Annotated in this window: 18 protein-coding genes; all 18 read right to left on the bottom strand. The window is 61.2% G+C overall.

Features of this window, described 5'->3' with window-relative positions; genetic code table 11:
* Complete coding sequence (locus J2046_RS23510; RefSeq protein WP_210056024.1) at positions 1-1,008, bottom strand: ABC transporter ATP-binding protein; 1,008 nt, start codon at positions 1,006-1,008, stop codon at positions 1-3.
* A complete protein-coding gene (locus J2046_RS23515) occupies positions 1,005-1,985 on the bottom strand; it encodes an ABC transporter ATP-binding protein (protein ID WP_210056026.1) in 981 nt (326 codons plus the stop codon). The genes J2046_RS23510 and J2046_RS23515 overlap by 4 nt, the downstream gene beginning before the upstream one ends.
* Positions 1,982-2,926, bottom strand: coding sequence for an ABC transporter permease (locus tag J2046_RS23520; RefSeq protein WP_210056028.1), 945 nt, complete (start codon positions 2,924-2,926; stop codon positions 1,982-1,984). The genes J2046_RS23515 and J2046_RS23520 overlap by 4 nt, the downstream gene beginning before the upstream one ends.
* Positions 2,923-3,894 (bottom strand): ABC transporter permease, encoded by a 972-nt coding sequence (locus tag J2046_RS23525; RefSeq protein ID WP_037156390.1) that lies wholly within the window; start codon positions 3,892-3,894, stop codon positions 2,923-2,925. Before J2046_RS23525 ends, J2046_RS23520 begins: the two co-directional genes overlap by 4 nt.
* Before the next feature lie 9 nt (positions 3,895-3,903).
* Positions 3,904-5,058: an acetylornithine deacetylase gene (argE, locus tag J2046_RS23530; RefSeq protein ID WP_210056030.1), complete on the bottom strand. Its 1,155-nt coding sequence runs from the start codon at positions 5,056-5,058 to the stop codon at positions 3,904-3,906.
* Complete coding sequence (locus J2046_RS23535) at positions 5,058-6,662, bottom strand: ABC transporter substrate-binding protein (protein WP_210056032.1); 1,605 nt, start codon at positions 6,660-6,662, stop codon at positions 5,058-5,060. Before J2046_RS23535 ends, argE begins: the two co-directional genes overlap by 1 nt.
* A 316-nt stretch (positions 6,663-6,978) precedes the next feature.
* Complete coding sequence (locus J2046_RS23540) at positions 6,979-8,940, bottom strand: 3-hydroxyacyl-CoA dehydrogenase NAD-binding domain-containing protein (protein ID WP_210056034.1); 1,962 nt, start codon at positions 8,938-8,940, stop codon at positions 6,979-6,981.
* Between the two features lie 6 nt (positions 8,941-8,946).
* The gene (locus J2046_RS23545; RefSeq protein ID WP_210056036.1) at positions 8,947-9,342 is read right to left on the bottom strand and encodes a RidA family protein; all 396 of its coding nucleotides are present in this window, start codon (positions 9,340-9,342) and stop codon (positions 8,947-8,949) included.
* Complete coding sequence (locus tag J2046_RS23550; protein WP_210056038.1) at positions 9,320-9,751, bottom strand: acyl-CoA thioesterase; 432 nt, start codon at positions 9,749-9,751, stop codon at positions 9,320-9,322. Before J2046_RS23550 ends, J2046_RS23545 begins: the two co-directional genes overlap by 23 nt.
* A gap of 8 nt (positions 9,752-9,759) precedes the next feature.
* Positions 9,760-10,935: an acyl-CoA dehydrogenase family protein gene (locus tag J2046_RS23555; protein WP_210056040.1), complete on the bottom strand. Its 1,176-nt coding sequence runs from the start codon at positions 10,933-10,935 to the stop codon at positions 9,760-9,762.
* The gene (locus tag J2046_RS23560; protein WP_210056042.1) at positions 10,935-11,777 is read right to left on the bottom strand and encodes an enoyl-CoA hydratase family protein; all 843 of its coding nucleotides are present in this window, start codon (positions 11,775-11,777) and stop codon (positions 10,935-10,937) included. Before J2046_RS23560 ends, J2046_RS23555 begins: the two co-directional genes overlap by 1 nt.
* 64 nt (positions 11,778-11,841) lie before the next feature.
* Complete coding sequence (locus J2046_RS23565; RefSeq protein ID WP_210056044.1) at positions 11,842-12,288, bottom strand: cupin domain-containing protein; 447 nt, start codon at positions 12,286-12,288, stop codon at positions 11,842-11,844.
* A gap of 43 nt (positions 12,289-12,331) precedes the next feature.
* On the bottom strand, positions 12,332-13,129 hold the full coding sequence (locus J2046_RS23570; RefSeq protein WP_210056046.1) for an SDR family NAD(P)-dependent oxidoreductase: 798 nt from the start codon (positions 13,127-13,129) through the stop codon (positions 12,332-12,334).
* Between the two features lie 10 nt (positions 13,130-13,139).
* The gene (locus J2046_RS23575; protein ID WP_210056048.1) at positions 13,140-15,488 is read right to left on the bottom strand and encodes a bifunctional salicylyl-CoA 5-hydroxylase/oxidoreductase; all 2,349 of its coding nucleotides are present in this window, start codon (positions 15,486-15,488) and stop codon (positions 13,140-13,142) included.
* 111 nt (positions 15,489-15,599) lie between these two features.
* Positions 15,600-16,427 carry an ATP-binding cassette domain-containing protein gene (locus J2046_RS23580; RefSeq protein WP_210056050.1) on the bottom strand — a complete coding sequence of 276 codons (828 nt, stop codon included), beginning with the start codon at positions 16,425-16,427 and terminating at the stop codon, positions 15,600-15,602.
* Positions 16,427-17,287: an ABC transporter ATP-binding protein gene (locus J2046_RS23585; RefSeq protein WP_210056052.1), complete on the bottom strand. Its 861-nt coding sequence runs from the start codon at positions 17,285-17,287 to the stop codon at positions 16,427-16,429. Before J2046_RS23585 ends, J2046_RS23580 begins: the two co-directional genes overlap by 1 nt.
* A complete protein-coding gene (locus tag J2046_RS23590) occupies positions 17,284-18,180 on the bottom strand; it encodes an ABC transporter permease (RefSeq protein ID WP_210056054.1) in 897 nt (298 codons plus the stop codon). Before J2046_RS23590 ends, J2046_RS23585 begins: the two co-directional genes overlap by 4 nt.
* The gene (locus J2046_RS23595; protein ID WP_210056056.1) at positions 18,173-19,180 is read right to left on the bottom strand and encodes an ABC transporter permease; all 1,008 of its coding nucleotides are present in this window, start codon (positions 19,178-19,180) and stop codon (positions 18,173-18,175) included. Before J2046_RS23595 ends, J2046_RS23590 begins: the two co-directional genes overlap by 8 nt.
* Positions 19,181-19,284 lie beyond the last annotated feature (104 nt).

Consider the following 19,284-nt stretch of genomic DNA (forward strand, 5'->3'; position numbering starts at 1 on the left):
TCAGGCGGTTCTGGCTTTGGCAGCCGGCAGGATTGCCTGCCCGTTCGACAGATCAAGATCGAAATGGCAGCGGAACATGCCGTCGGCTCCGCTCGTCTTCTGCGGCGGCGTCGTGCTGCGACAGACATCCTTCGCGAAGGGACAACGCGTGTGAAAACGGCATCCGGAGGGCGGAAAGGCCGGGTTGGGCAGCTCGCCAGCAATCGGATGTAGCGTGCGGTCGCTAGTATCCATATCCGGGGCGGCATCGATCAAGAGGCGCGTATAGGGATGGCGAGGCCTGAGGAACAGCTCTTCCGACGGTGCCTCCTCCACCAGTTCACCGAGATACATGACGCCGATCCTATCGGCCATGATCCGCACGACCGAAAGGTTGTGGGTGATGAACAGACTGGTGAGTGCCAAGTTCTTCTGCAGGTCGCGCAAAAGGTTGAGAATCTGCGCCTGGACTGACACGTCCAGCGCCGAGGTCGGCTCGTCGAGGATCAGGAATTCCGGTTCGCCGGCAAGCGCGCGGGCGATGCAGATGCGCTGCCGCTGACCGCCGGAAAATTCCTGAGGGTATTTTTCGGCATCCGCCGGCGACAGGCCGACCTGAACGAGCAGTTCGTCGACGCGGGCGCGGATCGCAGCCCGGCCCCGGCGCAGCTTATGGACGCGGATCGGTTCGGCGATGATATCCTCGATCATCCAGCGGCCGTTCAGTGACGAATAGGGGTCCTGAAAGATCATCTGGAGGCGGGGCATCTTGCCGGCTGCATCCCTGCGGAAGGCGATCTCGCCGGAGGTCGGCTCCATGAGGCCGGAGACGAGGCGGGCCAGCGTCGACTTGCCGCAGCCACTCTCCCCGACGAGGCCCAAAGTTTCTCCATGCCGGACAGTGAGACTGACGTCGCTGACCGCTTTGGTGCCGCCAGTGTTGTTCTTCTTCAGCCGTTCCAGAAGGCTCTGATTGCGGCGATAGACCTTGCTGACGTGGTTGAGAGTAAGGAAATCCCGGCCGCTCATGCGATCTCCTTTTCCAGTGGATGGAAACAGGAAAATGCAACGCTTTCCCTGATGGTCAGCGGTGGCACTGCCGAGCAGCAATCGCCTTCGGCCTTGAAACAACGCGGATTGAAGGCGCAGCCGGGCGGAACCGCGCCGAGCCCCGGCATGGCGCCGGGAATCTGGTCGAGCCGCACTTCGCCATTGACCGATGGCATCGGGGTCGCGCGGATCAGTCCATGGGTATAGGGGTGTTTCGGCGCGTTGAAGAGTTCGTTGACAGGGCTGATCTCGGCAACGCGGCCGGCGTAAAGCACAGCGACGCGGTCGGCCATCTTGGCGATGACACCGAGGTCATGGGTGATCAGCATCATGCTCGTCTTGCTTTCGCGATGCAGGTCGCGCATCAACTGCAGGATATGGGCCTGGACCGATACATCAAGCGCGGTCGTCGGTTCGTCGGCGATCACGAGCGCCGGATTGGCGCAAAGTGCCAGCGCAATGACAATACGTTGCCGCATGCCGCCGGAAAGCTGGTGTGGATAACGCTTGAATTGCACGTCCGGGTTCGGCAGGCCGACCCGTTCGATCCATTCGAGCGCCTTTTTCTTCGCCCCGTCGCCACTGATCTTCAGATGCGCCTCGATCGTATCGCAGAGCTGCCGGCCGATGGTGATGACCGGGTTGAGGCTGGTCATAGGGTCCTGGAAGATGAAGCCTATCCTGTCGCCGCGCACGCGACGCATCGCCTTCGGTGCCAACTGGTCGAGGCGCTCCCCGGCAAGCGCAATGGTGCCGCCGGTGCGTTTCAGGGGCGGCACCAGAAGGTCGATGATCGCAGCCCCCGTTATCGATTTGCCGGCACCGGATTCGCCGACGATGCCGAGCACCTCTCCCGGATCCACGGAGAAGGAGACCTTGTCGAGCGCGGTGATCAGGCGGCCGTCGCGGTTGATGGTGACCGTCAGGTCGCGGACGTCGAGAAGCGGTGCCGTCACGAGCGTCCCCTTAGTCGCGGATTATAAACGTCACGCAGGTGGTCGCCGAGTATGTTGACCGACACGACGAAGGCGACGAGCACGAGGCAGGGCCAGACGGAAATCCACCATTCGCCGGATTGCAGAAAATTGTTGCCATTGCGGATCAGGGTGCCGAGAGACGGCGAGGTGACAGGGATTCCGATGCCGAGGAAGGAGAGCGTTGCCTCGGTGATTATGGCGATGCCAAGATTGATGGTTGCGATGACCAGAACCGGTGCCATGACGTTCGGCAGGATGTGCAGGATGATAATCGAGAGGCTGCTGCGGCCGGTGATGCGGGCGGCCGAGACATAATCCTGGTCTCGTTCGATCATCACGGATGAACGGATCGTGCGAGCATACTGGACCCAGAAGGCAATGCCGATCGAGAGCACGACGATGGCGATCGCCGTCGTGACGCTCCGCTCCTGTCCAAGCGCGGCGCGAGCTGCCCCGTCGATGATCATCGCAAGCAGCAAGGCTGGATAGGCGAGCTGAACGTCGGCGACGCGCATGATGAAAGCATCCACCTTGCCACCGACGAAGCCGGCTATCAGGCCGAGACTGCCGCCGAGCATGAGACCGATGATGACGGACAGGAAGCCGACGATGATCGAAGTCCGCATGCCATAGGCCATGGCGGTCAGGAGGTTTCGGCCTTGGTCGTCAGTGCCGAGTGGGAAATCCGGCATACCGTCCGCCATCCACATGGGCGGAATGAAGCTGTCCATCACCGACATGCCGGCGAATTCGAAGGGATTCTGCGATACCAGCGGCGCCATGAAGGCATAGACGAGCAGCGCGAAGATGACGAGGGCGCAGGTGGTCGGCCCGGGTGCCTTGCGCATGGCGCGCAGAAGTTTCGACAGGCGGCCGCGGCGGACTGTCGGAACCGAAGGGGTGTTGACGACAGGGGTCATGATTGCCTCCTCAACACGCGGGCATCGATCAGCGGGTAGAGCAGTTCCACGACCAGATTGATGACCATGAAGACCAGGCCGACGAAGATCAGATAGATGGCGATGACCGGAATATCCGCCGCCTGGATCGATTGCAGGAAGAGCGAACCGAGGCCCGGCCAGGCGAAGACGTTTTCCGTCACCACCGAAAAGGCGATGATGTTGCCAAGCTGCAGGCCAAGCATGGTGATGACCGGCAGAAGCGTGTTCTTGATGGCGTAGACATACCAGATGCGAGCTTCCGACAGACCGCGGGCGCGGGCGAAGCGGATATGCTCGCTTTGGCCGACTTCCATGAGCTGGGTGCGCAACATTCGGATGATAAACGCGACCTGGAAGGTGGAGAGTGTCGCTGCCGGCAGGATGATCGCTCGCCAGCCGGAAACGGAGAGCAGACCCGTTGTCCAGAAGCCGAGATCGACGACCGTGCCGCGCCCAAATGACGGCAACAGACCCATTTGCACGGAAAAGACGGCGATCAGCAGCAGGCCGACGACGAAGTTCGGAAGCGTGATGCCGGCCGTCGAGATCAGCATAATGAAGCGGCCGAACAGCGAGTTCGGATGCACGCCGCAATAGATGCCGGCTGGCACGCCAACGAGGATGGTGATGAGCAGGCTGACGAAAGCGAGTTCGATCGTCGCCGGCATGCGCTCGATGATAAGCTTCGCGACCGGGTCCTGAGTCCGGTAGGAGAGGCCGAAGTCGCCCTGCAGCAGGTTTCCAAGAAAATGCACGAAGCGCGTGCCGATCGGCTGGTCGAGACCGAGCCTGGCGATCAGTTCCATCCGCTCCGTCACGGTCGCATCGGCCGAGAGGAGTGCCGCCAGCGGGTCACCGATATTGGCGACCAGCAGGAAGGCGATGAAGCTGATCACGAGCAGAACGATGACCGTCTGCACGATCCGGGATGCGGCATAGTTCAGCACTTCAAACCCTCAGCAGCAGGTGTCACCAAGCTGGTCAAGAAAGGCGATGCATTTCTCCAGCTCGGAAATCGCAATCGACTCGTCCGGCTGATGAGCATCGGCGATATCGCCCGGGCCGATGACGACCGACGGGACACCGGCGATCTGGAAAATGCCTGCTTCCGTGCCGTAGGAAACATAGCGCGGCTCCGAGCGTCCGAGGAGCTTCAGGAGCTCTGCGTCGAGTATCGGATCGTCGTTCGGCTTCAGGCCGGGAATGCGTGCCTGCACATCGAAGAAGACACCGGAGGCTGGGTCGATAGCCTGCATGGCAGGATTCAGCTTTTCTACCGCGAAACGCTGCATGCGCTCGAACACCGCCATTTCGCTCTCGCCGGGGATGATGCGCATTTCCCAGAAGAAATCGCAGTTCTCGGCGACAATATTGCCGTGCAGGCCCCCCTTGATGACGTTGACGGAAATCGTCGAATAGGGTGGATCGAGGCCCTCGAACTGCGGGCCGTTACGCATGTCCTCGCGGATGCGGTTGATCTCGGCGATCATGTCGCCGGCTGCCATGACGGCGTTAACGTAGCGGTCCGGCTGGGAGGAGTGACCGGGCTTGCCCTTGACGCGGCACCAGCCAATCAGGCCGCCCTTGTGTGCGGCGATCATGTCCATGCTGGTCGCTTCGCCGATGACGGCGAGCCGCGGTTTCAAGTCGCTTTGCCCTACCCATTCGGCCATCGAGCCAACACCGGTGCAGCCGACCTCCTCGTCATAGGAAAAGGCGAGATGGACAGGCTTCTTGAGTTTCTTTTGGGCTATGCCAGGTGCTGCAGCAAGACAGCAGGCCAGGAAGCCCTTCATATCGGTTGCGCCGCGGCCGATCAGCCGGCCGTTCGCTTCCCTCAGCATCCAGGGATCGCCAGACCATGCCTGACCTTCCGTCGGCACGACGTCGGTATGGCCGCTGAAGATGATGCCGCCAGGCGCATCGGGGCCAATCGAAATAAGGACGTTCGCCTTGCTGCCTTCGGCATTCGGAAAGCGCCGGACGCGTCCTCCGAAGGGGGCGGCCTGGTCTTCCACGTATTTGATCAGTTCGAGGTTGGAGACCGCGCTGACCGTCGGAAAGGACACGAGGCTTGCAAGCTGTTTCGTGATGTCTGCGGCAGTCGTCATTACTTCACCGTGAAATAGCGCAGCGGATAGGCGAGGTCAGCCGGCTGCACGACGGTGATATTGTCCTTCACGCCCCAGAGGATGTTGAGCTGGTGGAGAGGAATGAAGCCGACGTCGGCTTTGATGAGTTTGAAGGCCTGCTGGATGAGATCTGTGCGCTTCTCCTGATCGGTTTCCTTACCAATGGCGTCGATCAGCTTGTCGACTTCCGGGTTGGAGTAGCCGCCGATGTTGAAGGCACCGAGGCCACTCTTCGGATCACGGGTGGCGGCGATCGAGGTCAGGAAGATGTGCGCGTCATAGGTAGCCGGCGAATAGCCTAGCATGGCGAGGCTGGTATTGTATTCCGGCGGATTGACCTGAGTCGCCCATTTTGCGGTCGGTTGGGCGCGCGGCTCGACCTTAATGTTGATGCGGGCAAGCGAGGCAGCGACCGCGAGGCAGGTCGCTTCATCGTTCATAAAGCGATCATTGGTGCAGTCGAGCGTGACGGAAAAGCCGTTCTCATAGCCAGCTTCTTTCATCAGTTTCTTGGCCTTGTCGACATCTGGTTTGACCGGTTCACCGAGTTCCGGATCGAAGCCGTTGATCTCCTTACCGATCGGCAGGCCAACCGGAACCGAATAGTTGCGCATGATGCGCTTCTGGATCGCTCCGGTATCGATCGCCAGTTCCATGGCCTGGCGGACCTTCAGGTCCTTGAAAGGGTTCCTGGTTTTCTCGCTGCCGAAGATCAGGCTATCTCGTGCGACATCCGGCTGGATATAGATGGTGCGCAGGTCCGGACCGGCCTGAACATGCAGGCCATCGGCCTTGTCGATACGCTCGGCATCCTGCGGCGGCACGCCGTCGATCATGTCCACTTCGCCGGAGATCAGTGCCGAGACGCGGGTGGAAGGATTTGAGATTACGAAGAACGTGGCGTTATCGATATTGCCGGTCTTCTTGTCCCACCAACCCGGATTGGTCGCGAAGACCGTCTTAACGCCCGGATCGCGCTCCTTGATGACATACGGGCCGGTGCCCATGGCGTTGCGGTTGGCGAAAGTCTCGGTGGCGTTGTTGGCGGCACCCGGTTGCACGGCGCCGTTCGCCTCGGCCCACTCCTTGTCCATAATGTACCAGTTGGTGATCTGGTTCGGCAGGATGGGATTGATCGCGCGTGTCTTGATACGGATCTTATAGTCGTCAACCTTTTCGATCGAGGCGATAGAGTTCAGGTTTGCCTTGATGCCACCGGCCTGGCCACGAGTCAGCGAGAAAACTACGTCATCGGCGGTAAACGGATTTCCGTTCGAGAACTTGACGCCCTGGCGCAGAGTGAATTCCCAGGTCGTGTCGTCCGTCTGCTTCCATTCGGTCGCAAGTGCTGGCTCGATCTTCTGTTCGGCGTTGCGGCGGACCAGCGGTTCATAAACATTGGCGAGAACGGCGAAAATCAGGGTGTTCGAGACGGCATGCGGATCGAGCGTATAGGCATCCAGCGGGCCGGCGAATTTGAAATCCGCGGCTTGGACGCTGGTGGCCAGCGATGCCGTCAGGGCGGCCGCGGCGATCGTGCCCAGCAGCATCTTACGTTTGAATGCGGAAAACGAGAAAGACATCATGATCTCCTATGCGCCACGAGAGAGTCGGAATGCGGCAACGACGCGGCAGATATTTTAAATTTAAAATATCTCAGCAAAGGAAGCTCATCAGATGAGGACACGCAGCGTTCCCTGTCGTTGCTTGGAGTTGCCTACTTGCGAGGCTTGGGCAAACAATAGGCGTTTTGAGAAAACATGCAAGCAATTTTGATCAAATGAGCGAAACTCTTTTGGCGAGGAAGTATGCGGCAGCAGGCGACCATCCCGCCTGCGTTAGCTGGAGGGAGGATATGAGAGATTTCAATGTGTTATTTCAAAGACGGGATTTTGCAGATCAGTTCCTGGCGAACATAGGACCGCCCCTATGGGCTGGAAAGCCGTAGCCGTTGATCATCACCAGGTCGATGTCGCTCGGCCGTGCGGCGATGCCTTCGGCCAGCAATGCTTCGCCTTCGGCGGCCATGGCCTTCAGCATCCGCTCTTGAATCTCACTTTTCGGGAATGCGCGCGGTGTAATGCCCTTTTGGGCACGGGCGGCTTCGATGATCGCGGTCACATCCGGATCGATGGTGCGCTTGCCATCCGGATAGGCATACCAGCCGCGGCCGGCCTTCTGGCCGAACCGCCCCATTTCACAGAGCGTATCGGCGATCCCGACGTAGCGTGTAGCAGGATCGCGGGCAGCGGCCTGGCGCTTGCGGCGCGCCCAGGCGATCTCAAGCCCTGCCATGTCGTAGACGGCGAAAAGGCCCATAGGGAAACCATAATCTTCCAGCGCCGCATCGATCTCGTGTGGCAGAGCCCCATCTTCCAGCAGGAATTCGGCCTCGCGGCGATAGGCGGAGAAGATGCGGTTGCCGATGAACCCTTCAGTAACGCCGGCGACGACCGGCAGCTTTCTGAGCTTCTTGGCGACGGCGAGACCGGTCGCCACAACATCCGGCGCGGTCCTGGCGCAGCGGACAACTTCCAGCAGCCGCATGACATGTGCCGGAGAGAAGAAATGCATGCAGAGCACCCGCTCCGGATAAGCGGTCGCGGCGGCAATTTCGTCCGGGTTCAGATAACTCGTGTTGGTCGCCAGCACTGCATCCGGACGAATGACTTTGTCGAGACGGCGGAAGAGGTCGATCTTGACGTCGAGATCGTCAAACACGGCTTCAATGACGAGATCACAGGGGGCGAGGTCGGCGTCCGATGCCGTCACCGAAAGCCGGGCCTTTTGCGCCTCGAAACCGTTCTGATCGAGACGGCCGGAAGCGAGATTGCGTTCCAACAGGCCGACGATGCGCTCGCGGCCTTTTTCGGCAGCCTCCGCCGTCTGGTCGAGGCCGATGACCATGTAACCCGCTGCGAGGGCGGCGACCGCAATGCCGCTGCCCATCAGGCCGAGGCCGCAGATGCCGATCGTCTTGACTGGGCGAGGCTCAATCCCTTCGAGCCCTTCGACCCTGGAGGATTCCCGTTCGGCGAAGAAGACGTAGCGGAGTGCTGCAGCTTCGCGGCTATCGCGGAGGGTCAGGAAGGTGGCTCGCTCGTCAGCCAGACCTTCGGCGAGAGGGCGGTTAGACGAGGTGATCAGACGCACGGCTTCGGCCGGTGCCTTCTGACCGCGCGCCCTGCCGAGAATTCTGGCGGCGGCTCTTTCGATTTCGGCCGCCTCTTTGGTGGCTATGCTCAACTCGCCCGTGCGACGGAGCTGTTTGCCTGACAGTTTTTGCGCCGCCGAAATGGCGGTTTCGACGAGATCGGCCTTGGCGATTTCATCGATGATCCCGAGCGAGAGAGCTTCGTCGGTCTTTGCAGAACGGCCCGAGGTGATGAGGTCCAATGCGGCCGGGATGCCGATCAGGCGCGGCAGACGCTGGGTGCCGCCGGCGCCGGGAACAATGCCGAGTTTGACTTCGGGCAGACCGACTTGAGCAGTGGAAGAAGCAACTCGATAATGGCAGGCGAGCGCAACTTCCAGGCCACCACCGAGGGCTGCCCCATTGAGCGCCGCGATGACCGGCTTCGACAGCTTCTCGATCTTTTCAATAACAGCCGGCAAAGTCGGCTCTATAGCCGGCTTGCCGAATTCCCTGATGTCGGCACCGCCGATGAAGGTCTTACCGGCGCCTGTGATGACGACGCCTGCCACATCGGCAGTCGCTTCCGCATGGACAAGCGCCTTTTCAAGTCCGCTGCGGACGTCGGCAGACGTCGCGTTAACCGGCGCATTGTCGATCGTAACGACCAGAATCCCGCTTCGGGTCATAGCCGAGACCGTGGACGAGAATTCGATCGCGTCGTTCATGGCTGCTTACTCCGGAATGACTGCTGTTGCCTGGATCTCGATCTTGGCGCGGTCTTCCACCAGAGCAACGACCTGCATGGCGGCCATGGCCGGAAAATGCTTGCCCATGATCTCGCGATAGGCTTGGCCGATACCCTTCAGATTACCGAGATATTCCGCCTTGTCGGTGAAGTACCAGGTCATGGTCGTGACATGTTCAGGCCGCGCACCGGCCTCTGCCAGTATGGCCACGACGTTCATGAGCGTTTGACGCACCTGGCCCACAAAGTCGTCCGTCTCGAATAGGCATTGGGCATTCCAGCCGACCTGCCCGCCGACGAAGACCTGGCGGCCGGTGGCGGCCACGCCATTGGCGTAGCCGATCGGTTTTGCCCAGCCTTCAGGCTGCAGAATCATGTGCATCATTCTTCTCCAAATGCTGTGTAAGCGCAGTGTGCATATCGTCCGGCCATGGGCAGGCCTTGTGGGTTTCGAGAGAGGTCGCGACCAGCCGCTGCCTGGCGGTCCAGAGCAATCGATCGCCAGCGCGCACCTCATGTTCGAGATCGACCGAACTGGTACCGATTCGCATCACCTTGATAGTGAAATCCATCATGTCGCCGTGGAAGCCGGGGCTCTTGAAGGTGAGATCCAAAGTGATCGTCGGAAGACCGATCTTCCGTTCGCTGATCAACTCCGGCCAGGGAAAGCCGATCGCCCTGAAGAATTCTTCGTAAACTCCGACCAGGATATCGAGATAGGAGGGGAAATAAGCGATACCGGAAGGATCGCAATCACCGAAGTTCAACCGGCGGGAAATGGTATAAGCCATGGTTGCCCTCACGCCTTCAACAGTTCGCGGGCGATGATGAGCTTCTGCACCTCGGTCGCGCCCTCGTAGATGCGTAGAGCCCGGATCTCACGATAAAGGCTCTCCGTGATTTCACCGCTCTTGACGCCGCGGCCGCCAAAAATCTGCACGGCGCGGTCGATGACCTTTTGTGCATTTTCGGTGGCTACCATCTTCGCCATTGCCGCTTCCTTGGTGGTCGGCAGGCCCTGCACGTCGCGGCGCCAGGCGGCGCGGTAGGTCAGAAGAGCACCCGCATCAATCTCGGCTGCCATGTCGCCGAAAGCGGCCTGGGTTAGCTGCAAGTCAGAAAGGTGGTTGCCGAACATCGGTCGCGCCTTGGCATAGGCGACGGCCTCATCGAGCGCCCGCTTGGCGAAACCCAAGGCGGCGGCCGCCACGGAAGCGCGAAAAATGTCGAGCGTCCGCATGGCGATTTTAAAACCTTCGCCGGGAGAACCAAGCATCCGCGAGGCCGGAATGCGGCAGTTTTCGAAACGGATCGTCGCCAGCGGGTGCGGGGCGACCACATCGATGCGCTCGGCGATCGAGAAGCCCGGATCGTCGGCGAAGACCACAAAGGCTGAAATGCCGCGTGTGCCGGGCGCCTCACCGGTACGGACGAAGACCGTGTAGACATCGGCGATGCCGCCGTTGGAAATCCAAGTCTTTTCGCCGTCGAGTACATAGTGGTCGCCTTGCCTGCGGGCGGAGCAGGCCATCGCGGCGACATCCGAACCGGCTTCCTTTTCGGAGAGCGCGAAAGCGGAAATCCACTCGCCGGATTGCGCCTTGGGCAGTATGGTGCGCCGCAGGTCCTCCGTGCCCGAAAGGCCGATTGCGCCGGTGCCGAGGCCCTGCATCGCGAAAGCGAAATCGGCAAGCCCGTCATGCCAGGCAAGCGTCTCACGCATCAGACAGGCAGCGCGGCTATCGATCGGCTGGCTGCCGCCGGCGCCGGTTGCGGCATCCAGCAGGCCGGCTTCACCCAGCGCCTTGACGATCGCACGGCAGGCGCCGTCCGTGTCCGAATGGTCGATATGACTCAGTGCGCCGGAGGCCACGAAGGCATCGAGCTTTTCGGCTAGTGCCTTGTGGCTGTCATCGAAGAACGGCCAGCCGAGGAAATCGCGAGTCGGCCCTTTGAGAGTGGTGGGAGCCGCCATCAGTTACCCTCGAAGATCGGCTTGCGTTTCTCGGCGAAAGCCTCGAAAGCGCGGCGGAAGTCCTTGGTTACCATGCAGATCGCCTGGGCCTGGGCTTCGGATTCGATCATTTCGTCGATACCCATCGCCCATTCCTGGTTAAGCATGGTTTTCGTCATGGTATGGGCAAACCACGGTCCGGCCGCCAGCGAATGGGCAAGCTTGGCGGCTTCCACCTCGACCTGATCGGCGGCGTGCAGGGCATTGTAAAAACCCCAGGCCTGGCCCTCGCCGGCGTTCATCGTGCGGCCCGTGAAGAGCAGTTCGGCGGCGCGGCCCTGGCCGATGATACGCGGCAGAATCCCGCATGCGCCCATATCCGCACCGGCCAGGCCGACCCGGGTGAAGAGGAAAGCTGTCTTGGCTTCCGGCGTTGCCAGCCGCATATCGGAAGCCATCGCAAGAATTGCGCCGGCCCCGGCACAGATACCATCGACGGCTGCAATGATCGGTTGCGGGCACTTCTTCATCGCCTTCACGAGGTCGCCGGTCATGCGAGTGAAAGCCAGGAGCTCCGGCATTGCCATATCAGTGAGCGGTTCGATGATCTCGAAGACATCGCCGCCGGAGGAGAAATTGCCGCCGGCACCCGTCAGCACGATCGCGCGGATGTCCGATGCGTAGACAAGGTCGCGGAAAAGATCGCGAAGCTCGGCATAACTTTCGAAAGTCAGCGGATTCTTGCGCTCCGGCCGGTTCAGGCGGATCGTCGCGACGCGGCCGTCTTCGCTCACTTCCCAGAGGAAATGCTTGGGCTGGTAATCGCGAAAGCCGCGCTTCATTTCGTTTATCGCGTCGCTCATGCTTCTTCCTCTCCCGTAATCGACTGATCGCCTTTTCAGGTCGCCGGAAATGGTCTTCTGTGTTTCAGTCGTTGGCCGAAGGCGGCAGGAAATCCACCTCGTGTGCGGCGGAAACTTTCACGATTTCGTCCACATCGGTCATTTCGTGCAACTCCTCGAAAAGCTGGTGGAGCTTGCGGGCCGGCGAGACCCAGAAGAGCGCCCGGCACGGCTTGTCAGACTTGTTGAAGTAACCGTGCGGGATGCCGCGTGGCATGCGGACCAGATCTCCGGCCCTTGCCTTGACCCACTCGCCGTCAAGCTTCAGATCGAGTTCCCCTTCCTGCACGAGGATGAATTCGTCCTGGGTCGGATGAATGTGCACCGGTACGAACTGTCCCGGCAGGCTGTTGGTTTCAAAGGCGAAGGTGTCGTCGCAGACGGCTTTTGGAAAATAGACCTGGCCCAGGATGTTCCAGGTGATACCCCTATATCCGCTGCCGTTCTCGGTAATGCCCTTTTCCAGTACCATCGTGATCTCCCAGGTTTCGTTTCCTTGGTTCATGTCGGGCCGACTAGCCTGCCAGGACTTCTCCTCCGGCAACCGCGATTGCCTGCCCGGTGATCGCTGCAGCACCGGGCGACGCCAGCCATAGAACGGTGTCCGCGACCTCTTCCGGCCTAACCAGCCGCCCCTGCGGATTGCTCTTGGTGAATTCCTTCAGTGCCTGTTCCTCGGTCCGGCCGGTCTTGGCGACGATCGTCTCGATCGAACGGGCGATCAGCGGCGTATCGGTAAAGCCGGGGCAGACGGCGTTAACGGTGATGCCGGTCTTCGCCAGTTCCAGCGCGAGAGAGCGGGTGAGGCCGACGACGCCGTGCTTGGCGGCGGCATAGGCGGAGACATAGGCGTAACCGGTCAGGCCGGCCGTCGAGGCGATATTGATGATTCGGGCCCCGGTCCCGTGGGCCTTCAGGTCCGGCAGCACGGCTCGAGTGACCAGGAAGACGCCGGTGAGATCCACCGACATGATCCGGTTCCACATATCGAGCGATGTTTTCTCGAACGGCGCGCTCGGGCCTTCGCCTGCATTGTTGACGAGGGTGTCGATGGGGCCGAAAGCGGTCCGCGCCGTCTTCAGACCATTGTCGATTGCCATTTCGTCGGTGACGTCGAAGCCGTCTGCGACGCAGGTATTCTCCTTGCCAAGCGTTGCGGCCAGCTCATTCAGCGGTTCCGCCCGGCGGCCCGCCAGCGTCACGCGTGCGCCGGCCTGCACCAGCACGGTCGCGATCGCTGCACCGATGCCGCTCCCCGCGCCGGTGACAAGGGCATGGCGGTTGGCAAGCCTGTCCGAAATCGCTTCGCTCATGACGCGATCCTTATTTCGCCACCACAGCCGGGCCGACCGCTGGAGGGGCCGCCGCCGCAGCAGCGCGGGCGAGGTTGGTTTCGTATTGCGCCTTGCCGGAATAATACTGCTTCGGCCAGGGAATGTTCGTCAGGCCGATCTTCGCCGCCTCGTGCAACACCCAGGCCGGATCGGCGAGATGCGGACGGGCCACCGCACAGAGATCGGCACGGCCGGCAGCAATGATCGAGTTTGCATGATCCGCCTCAGAGATTGCGCCGACGGCAATCGTCGGGATACCGATCTCGTTGCGGATCTTGTCGGAGAACGGGGTTTGGAAAAGGCGGCCGTAGACCGGCTTTTCCTCTTTCCATACCTGGCCGGACGAGCAGTCGATCAGATCAGCGCCGGCTTCCTTGAACATTTTCGCAAAGATTGCCGCATCTTCCGGCGTGTTGCCGCCTTCGAACCAGTCATGGCAGGACAGACGTACGGAAATCGGCTTGTCTTGCGGCCAAACCTCACGGATCGCCTTGAAGACTTCCAGCGGATAACGCGCCCGGTTCTCGTGGCTGCCACCATATTCGTCATCCCGCAGGTTTGTCAGCGGCGAGAGGAAGCTCGACAGAAGATAGCCGTGGGCGCAGTGCAGTTCCAGCCAGTCGGCGCCTGCCTGTGCCGCATATTTCGCGGCGCGGACGTGATCGGCCTTCACCCGGTCCATATCGGCGCGATCCATCGCCCTCGGCACCTGGCTGAGCTTGAGATAGGGGATGGCGGATGCCGAAATCAATGGCCAGCCGCCGTCCTCCAAGGGTTGGTCGATACCTTCCCAGGCGAGCTTGGTCGACCCCTTGCGACCGGCATGGCCGAGCTGGATGCCGACCTTTGCGGCGGAATTGTCATGCACAAAGTCGATAAAGCGTTTCCAACGCGCCGCCTGCTCGTCGTTCCAGAGGCCAAGGCAGCCGGGTGTGATGCGTGCATCCGGCGAAACGCAGGTCATTTCTGCAAAGACGAGGCCGGCGCCGCCGAGCGCACGGGAGCCGAGGTGGACCAAGTGGAAATCGTCCAACAGCCCGTCCTTGGCGGAATACATGGCCATGGGCGACATGACGATGCGGTTCGGCAGGTGGGTTTCCCGCAGCGAATAGGGCGTAAACATCGGCGGCAGGGTGCGGCCGTTGCCGCTGACATCGAGCCCGTTCTTCCTGGCGAACCACCGCTCGTAGCCTTCCAGCCATTTCGGATCGCGCAGGCGCAGGTTCTCGTGGCTGATCCGCTGGGAGCGTGTCAGCATGGAATACATGAACTGTTCCGGTTCAAGCGTGTCGGCGTAACGCTGGCCGACCACTTCGAACCATTCCATGGCGTTGCGGGCCGCATTCTGGATACGGGCGACATCGACGCGGCGGATTTCCTCGTAGGTTTCGAGAACCTGCGGGATATTCTCCTTCGAATGGCCGAGCTTGTTGAACTGGTTGGTCAGCTCGATCGCATCGTCGATCGCGAGCTTGGTGCCGGAGCCGATCGCAAAATGGGCGGTATGGGCGGCATCACCCATCAGAACCACGTGAGAATTGCCGTTGAAATGGCTCCACTTGCCGCAGATCAGGCGGTTGAAGTTCAGCCATGCGCTGCCGCGCAGATGGCGCGCATTGGTCATGAGCTCGGAGCCTTCGAGTACCTCCGAGAACAGCTTCTCGCAGAAGTCGATGGACTGCTGCTGGTCCATCTGGCCGAGGTCGTGCTTTTCGTAAGCCTCTTCGGTCGTCTCGACGATGAAGGTCGAGGTCTTGTCGTCGAACTTGTAGATATGAGCCTGGAACCAGCCGTGTTCCGTCTTGCGGAAGTCGAAGGTGAAGGCGTCGAACAGCTTATTGGTGCCGAGCCAGATATAGCGGTTCGGGCGAACCACGAGGTCCGGCTGGAAAACGTCCGGATAACGATTGCGGATTTTCGAGTTGAAGCCGTCGGAGGCGATGATCAGATCGGCATCCGGGTAGTCAAGATCGCCATTGGCCTCCGTCTCGAAGACCAATTCCACGCCGAGGGCCTCGCAGCGGCGCTGAAGGATGTTCAGAAGCTTCTTTCGGCCGATGCCGACGAAGCCGTGGCCGGAGGTGCGCTGGCGCGTGCCCTTGAAGAGCAGCTCGATATCGTCCCAATGGTTGAAGGCATCCTCGATCTCGGCCGCACTTTCCGGGTCCCAGGCGCGCATGGAAACCATGGTTGCGTCGGAGAAGACGACGCCCCAGCCGAACGTGTCATAAGGCCGGTTTCGCTCGATCACCGAGATGGAATGCTCGGGATGAAACTTCTTCATCAGGAGCGCGAAATAGAGACCTGCGGGACCACCACCGATGCAGACGATGCGCATACCCAAATCCTCCTGATGATCCGTCTCATTATTTTAAGTTTAAACTATATGGCGTTCGAGCAGGGCGTCAAGCTGATAATTTCCCCGAGTCTGGTTTTGTCGGGCGCCTGTTCAGGTTTCGGTTCTTCGCTCCAGCCAGCCCGGATCGTATTCCGGAAGCGGGATCGCATCGAGAAGCGCGCGGGTGTAGGCAGCGGAAGGGCTTGCAAAAACCTGCTCGCAAGGCCCTTCCTCGACAACTTTTCCGAGCCGCATCACATAGACATAGTCGCAGACGGCTCGAATGACAGAGAGGTCATGACTGATGAAGGCCATGGCAAGTCCGAGTTCGCGGGAAAGGCTCTTCAACAGTCTCAGCGCCTGTGCTTGGGTGGAGACGTCGAGACCGGAGACAATTTCATCGGCCAGTACGAAATCGGGCTGCATCAGGACGGCACGCGCAATGCCGATGCGCTGGCGCTGGCCGCCGGAAAGTTCGTGTGGGTATCGCTCGAGACAGGCGGCGGGCAGGGATACACGGTCAAGTACGGATTTTACCTGCTCCAGCGCCGTTGCCGCGTCGCCGGCCAGGCCATGCAGGAGGAGCGGACCCGTCAGGATGCGGCGGATCGTATGGCGCGGGTTCAGCGACGCCATGGGGTCCTGGAAGATCATCTGCATGCGCCGGCGCAGCGGCCGCATCTCGGTTTCCGGGATATGGGTAATGTCACGACCGTCGAATGCGATCTTGCCGGCAGAGACATCGACGAGGCGGAGTAGGGCACGGCCAAGCGTCGTTTTGCCGGAGCCGGATTCTCCGACGATGCCGACCGTCTGGCCCCTGCCGATGCGGATATCGACGCCGTGCAGGACAGGCGTCGATGGTTTGCTGCCGAACAGGCCGGCGTGCTTGCCGTAGGTGACTTTGATGCCGGTGGCGACGAGCAGGTTTTGATCCATCAACTGATCCCGATCTCCTGGCGAAGTTCGCGGAAGACGGCTTCCGGCACGGGCTCCAGTCCCGCATCCGGTCGGTCGTAACGGGGGCCTGCGGCAATCAGCGCCTTCGTATAGGCGTGGTTCGGGTTTTCCAGCACGTTGCGCACCGGCCCTTCCTCGATGACCTTGCCAGCGTAAAGCAGCGTGACGCTGTCACAGATCTGCGCCACGATGCCAAGGTCATGGGTAACGAAGAGCACGCCGGTGCCGCGCGCCGACTGCATGTGGCGGATGAGGCGGAGGATTTCCTTCTGTACCGTCACGTCGAGCGCGGTCGTCGGTTCGTCAGCGATGACCAGTTCCGGCTCGACGGCGAAGGCAGCGGCGATCAACACACGTTGGCGCATGCCGCCGGAGAGCTGATGCGGAAAGCTCTTCATCACCCGGTCGGGATCGCGGATCTGCACGTCGGCCAGCAATTGCAGCGCATGGGCCTCTGCTGTTCTGGCGGACATGTCGCGCTTCAGTTTCAGACCGTCCGCGAGCTGTGCGCCAATGCGGCGGGCAGGATTGAGGGCCGTCTGCGGATCCTGTGGAATCAGTGCGATTTCCGAGCCCATAATGCTGCGCAGTTCCTGCGGCTTCATGCTCAAAAGGTCGCGGCCTTTGAAATTGATCCAGCCGCCTGTGATACGCACCGTTCGCGGCAGGATACCGAGGATGGCCTTGGCGATCGTCGATTTGCCGGCGCCGCTTTCGCCGACGAGGCCGCGGACGCCACCGTTCTTCAGCGTCAGGCCGACATCACGCAGGACCGGCATGCCGCCTTCGCGGTCGGAAACGGCTGAAAGACCGGTTACGGTGAGCAGGTTTTCCGTCATCGTCTGAGCACCGGATCGAGCGCCCGGCGCAGGCCGCTGCCAAGCTGATTGAAAGCGAGAACCGTGGTGAAGAGTACCGCGAGCGGCGCCACAAGCAGCCACCAGGCATGGTGGATGAGCTGCCGCCCCTGCGCGATCATGCCGCCCCAGGTGGGTGTGTCGGACGATACCGACAGGCCGACGAAGGAGAGGATTGCTTCGACAACGACGGCAATGCCCATTTCGAGACTCACCAGCGCGATCAGTATCGGCACGATATTGGGGAAGATTTCCCGCGTCAGGATTTTCATGCGCGGGAAGCCCGCGGTGCGGGCGGCCGTTACGTAATCGAGCTGCGACTGGGCGAGCGTTTCGGCGCGCACGACGCGGCAGAAGCGGGTCCAGTCAATAATGACGATCGCAGCAATCACCGAATGCACGCCGGAGCCGAAGACTGCGACGAGCAGGATGGAGAGCAGGACTGGCGGAAAGGCCATCCAGATGTCGACGATCCTTGAGATGATCCGGTCCGCCCACCCACCATACCAGCCGGCCAGCAGGCCGAGTATGGTGCCGATCAGCGCCGCGAGGCTCGCCGAGACGATAGCGACGAGCAAGGCGATCCGGCTGCCGTAGATCAGGCGGGATAGGACGTCGCGGCCGAGGTCATCGGTGCCGAGGTAGTAACCGGGTTCGGCGCCGTCGAGCCAGGCGGGCGGCAGCGAGCCCAGCATCAGATCCTGTTCCAGCGGATCCTTTGGCGCGATGAAAGGCGCGAAGATCGCGATGACGACCAGGAGCAGGATGAAGCTACCGCCGAACAGCACTTGTCGTTCGGCGAATAGGTTCCGCAATCGTGACGGGGTGCGACGAGGCTTGGCCGCCGGGCCAGTGATGGTGATGGGCTCAGCCATGGCGGAGCCTCGGATTAAGCGCAGCGGCAAGCAGGTCTACGGCGAGGTTGATGACGATGAAGATCGCGCCAAAGACCAGAACGAGGCCCTGGATGAGCGGCAGGTCACGATTGATGACGGCGTCAATCGCCATGTTGCCGATGCCGGGATAGGCGAAGATGCGCTCGACGATGACTGTGCCGCCGACAAGGAAGGTGAACTGCACGCCGGTGAGCGAGAGAGCGGGGCCGACAGCATTGCGCAGCGCCTCCTGCAGCACAAGCCGCATTTCCGACATGCCTTTCAGCCGTGCCAGCAGGACGTAATCCTGTACCATGGCCTCCAGCAGCGCTTCCTTGAGAATGCGGGTGATAACGGTCGCAAGCGGCAGGGCGAGTGCCAGAACCGGCATCACTATATGGGCGGCAACATCGAAGAAGACGCCCAAGCGGAACCGGACGAGGCTTTCGAGGAGATAGAAGGGGGTGAGGAAATCGATCGATAGCGTCGGGTCGATGCGGCCCGAGAGGGGGAATACAGGTATGAAGACGCCAACAAACAGAACCAGCGCCAGCGCCCATACGAAATCCGGCACGGCGAGCAATACGCCATTGATCGCGTCGATTGCCGGTTCCAGCGGCGTGCGGCGGACCAGCGTGCCGGCCACAGCGACCGCGCCGCCTACAGCCAAGGCGACGATCAAGGCCGCGAACGCGAGTTCAAGGGTGGCGGGCAAGCGCCCAAGCAGCAATTCCAGCACGTCGCGGCGGAGCGAGATTGAGGTGCCGAAATCGCCCATCAACACGGACTGAAGCCAGACGCCGAACTGCGCCGGCAAGCTGAGGTCAAGGCCGTATCTGGCGCGTAGCGCGGCGATGTCGGCGGGACTGGCCCCCGGCGCGATCATCATGGCGATCGGATCGCCCGGCACGACCCGCAGGAGCACGAATACGATCACGGCGACGCCGAGCAATGTCACGGCTGCCACGATCAGTCTGTTGAGGATGGATACTGCGATCAATCAACTACTCCCTCTTCTCCCCAGCGGGGAGAAGATGTGCCCGCCAGGGCAGATGAGGGGGATGAGGAACGCCAGCGACGAATATCCTAAGCGGCAAGCGCAGG

The sequence above is a fragment of the Neorhizobium petrolearium genome, from assembly GCF_017873175.1.
Lineage (GTDB): Bacteria > Pseudomonadota > Alphaproteobacteria > Rhizobiales > Rhizobiaceae > Neorhizobium > Neorhizobium petrolearium.

Excerpts from the sequence above, each read along its gene's own strand:
- J2046_RS23510 (WP_210056024.1), bottom strand. The coding sequence starts at position 1,008 with ATGAGCGGCCGGGATTTCCTTACTCTCAACCACGTCAGCAAGGTCTAT.
- J2046_RS23520 (WP_210056028.1), bottom strand. The coding sequence starts at position 2,926 with ATGACCCCTGTCGTCAACACCCCTTCGGTTCCGACAGTCCGCCGCGGC.
- argE (WP_210056030.1), bottom strand. The coding sequence starts at position 5,058 with ATGACGACTGCCGCAGACATCACGAAACAGCTTGCAAGCCTCGTGTCC.
- J2046_RS23535 (WP_210056032.1), bottom strand. The coding sequence starts at position 6,662 with ATGTCTTTCTCGTTTTCCGCATTCAAACGTAAGATGCTGCTGGGCACG.
- J2046_RS23540 (WP_210056034.1), bottom strand. The coding sequence starts at position 8,940 with ATGAACGACGCGATCGAATTCTCGTCCACGGTCTCGGCTATGACCCGA.
- J2046_RS23545 (WP_210056036.1), bottom strand. The coding sequence starts at position 9,342 with ATGCACATGATTCTGCAGCCTGAAGGCTGGGCAAAACCGATCGGCTAC.
- J2046_RS23550 (WP_210056038.1), bottom strand. The coding sequence starts at position 9,751 with ATGGCTTATACCATTTCCCGCCGGTTGAACTTCGGTGATTGCGATCCT.
- J2046_RS23555 (WP_210056040.1), bottom strand. The coding sequence starts at position 10,935 with ATGGCGGCTCCCACCACTCTCAAAGGGCCGACTCGCGATTTCCTCGGC.
- J2046_RS23560 (WP_210056042.1), bottom strand. The coding sequence starts at position 11,777 with ATGAGCGACGCGATAAACGAAATGAAGCGCGGCTTTCGCGATTACCAG.
- J2046_RS23565 (WP_210056044.1), bottom strand. The coding sequence starts at position 12,288 with ATGGTACTGGAAAAGGGCATTACCGAGAACGGCAGCGGATATAGGGGT.
- J2046_RS23570 (WP_210056046.1), bottom strand. The coding sequence starts at position 13,129 with ATGAGCGAAGCGATTTCGGACAGGCTTGCCAACCGCCATGCCCTTGTC.
- J2046_RS23575 (WP_210056048.1), bottom strand. The coding sequence starts at position 15,488 with ATGCGCATCGTCTGCATCGGTGGTGGTCCCGCAGGTCTCTATTTCGCG.
- J2046_RS23580 (WP_210056050.1), bottom strand. The coding sequence starts at position 16,427 with ATGGATCAAAACCTGCTCGTCGCCACCGGCATCAAAGTCACCTACGGC.
- J2046_RS23585 (WP_210056052.1), bottom strand. The coding sequence starts at position 17,287 with ATGACGGAAAACCTGCTCACCGTAACCGGTCTTTCAGCCGTTTCCGAC.
- J2046_RS23590 (WP_210056054.1), bottom strand. The coding sequence starts at position 18,180 with ATGGCTGAGCCCATCACCATCACTGGCCCGGCGGCCAAGCCTCGTCGC.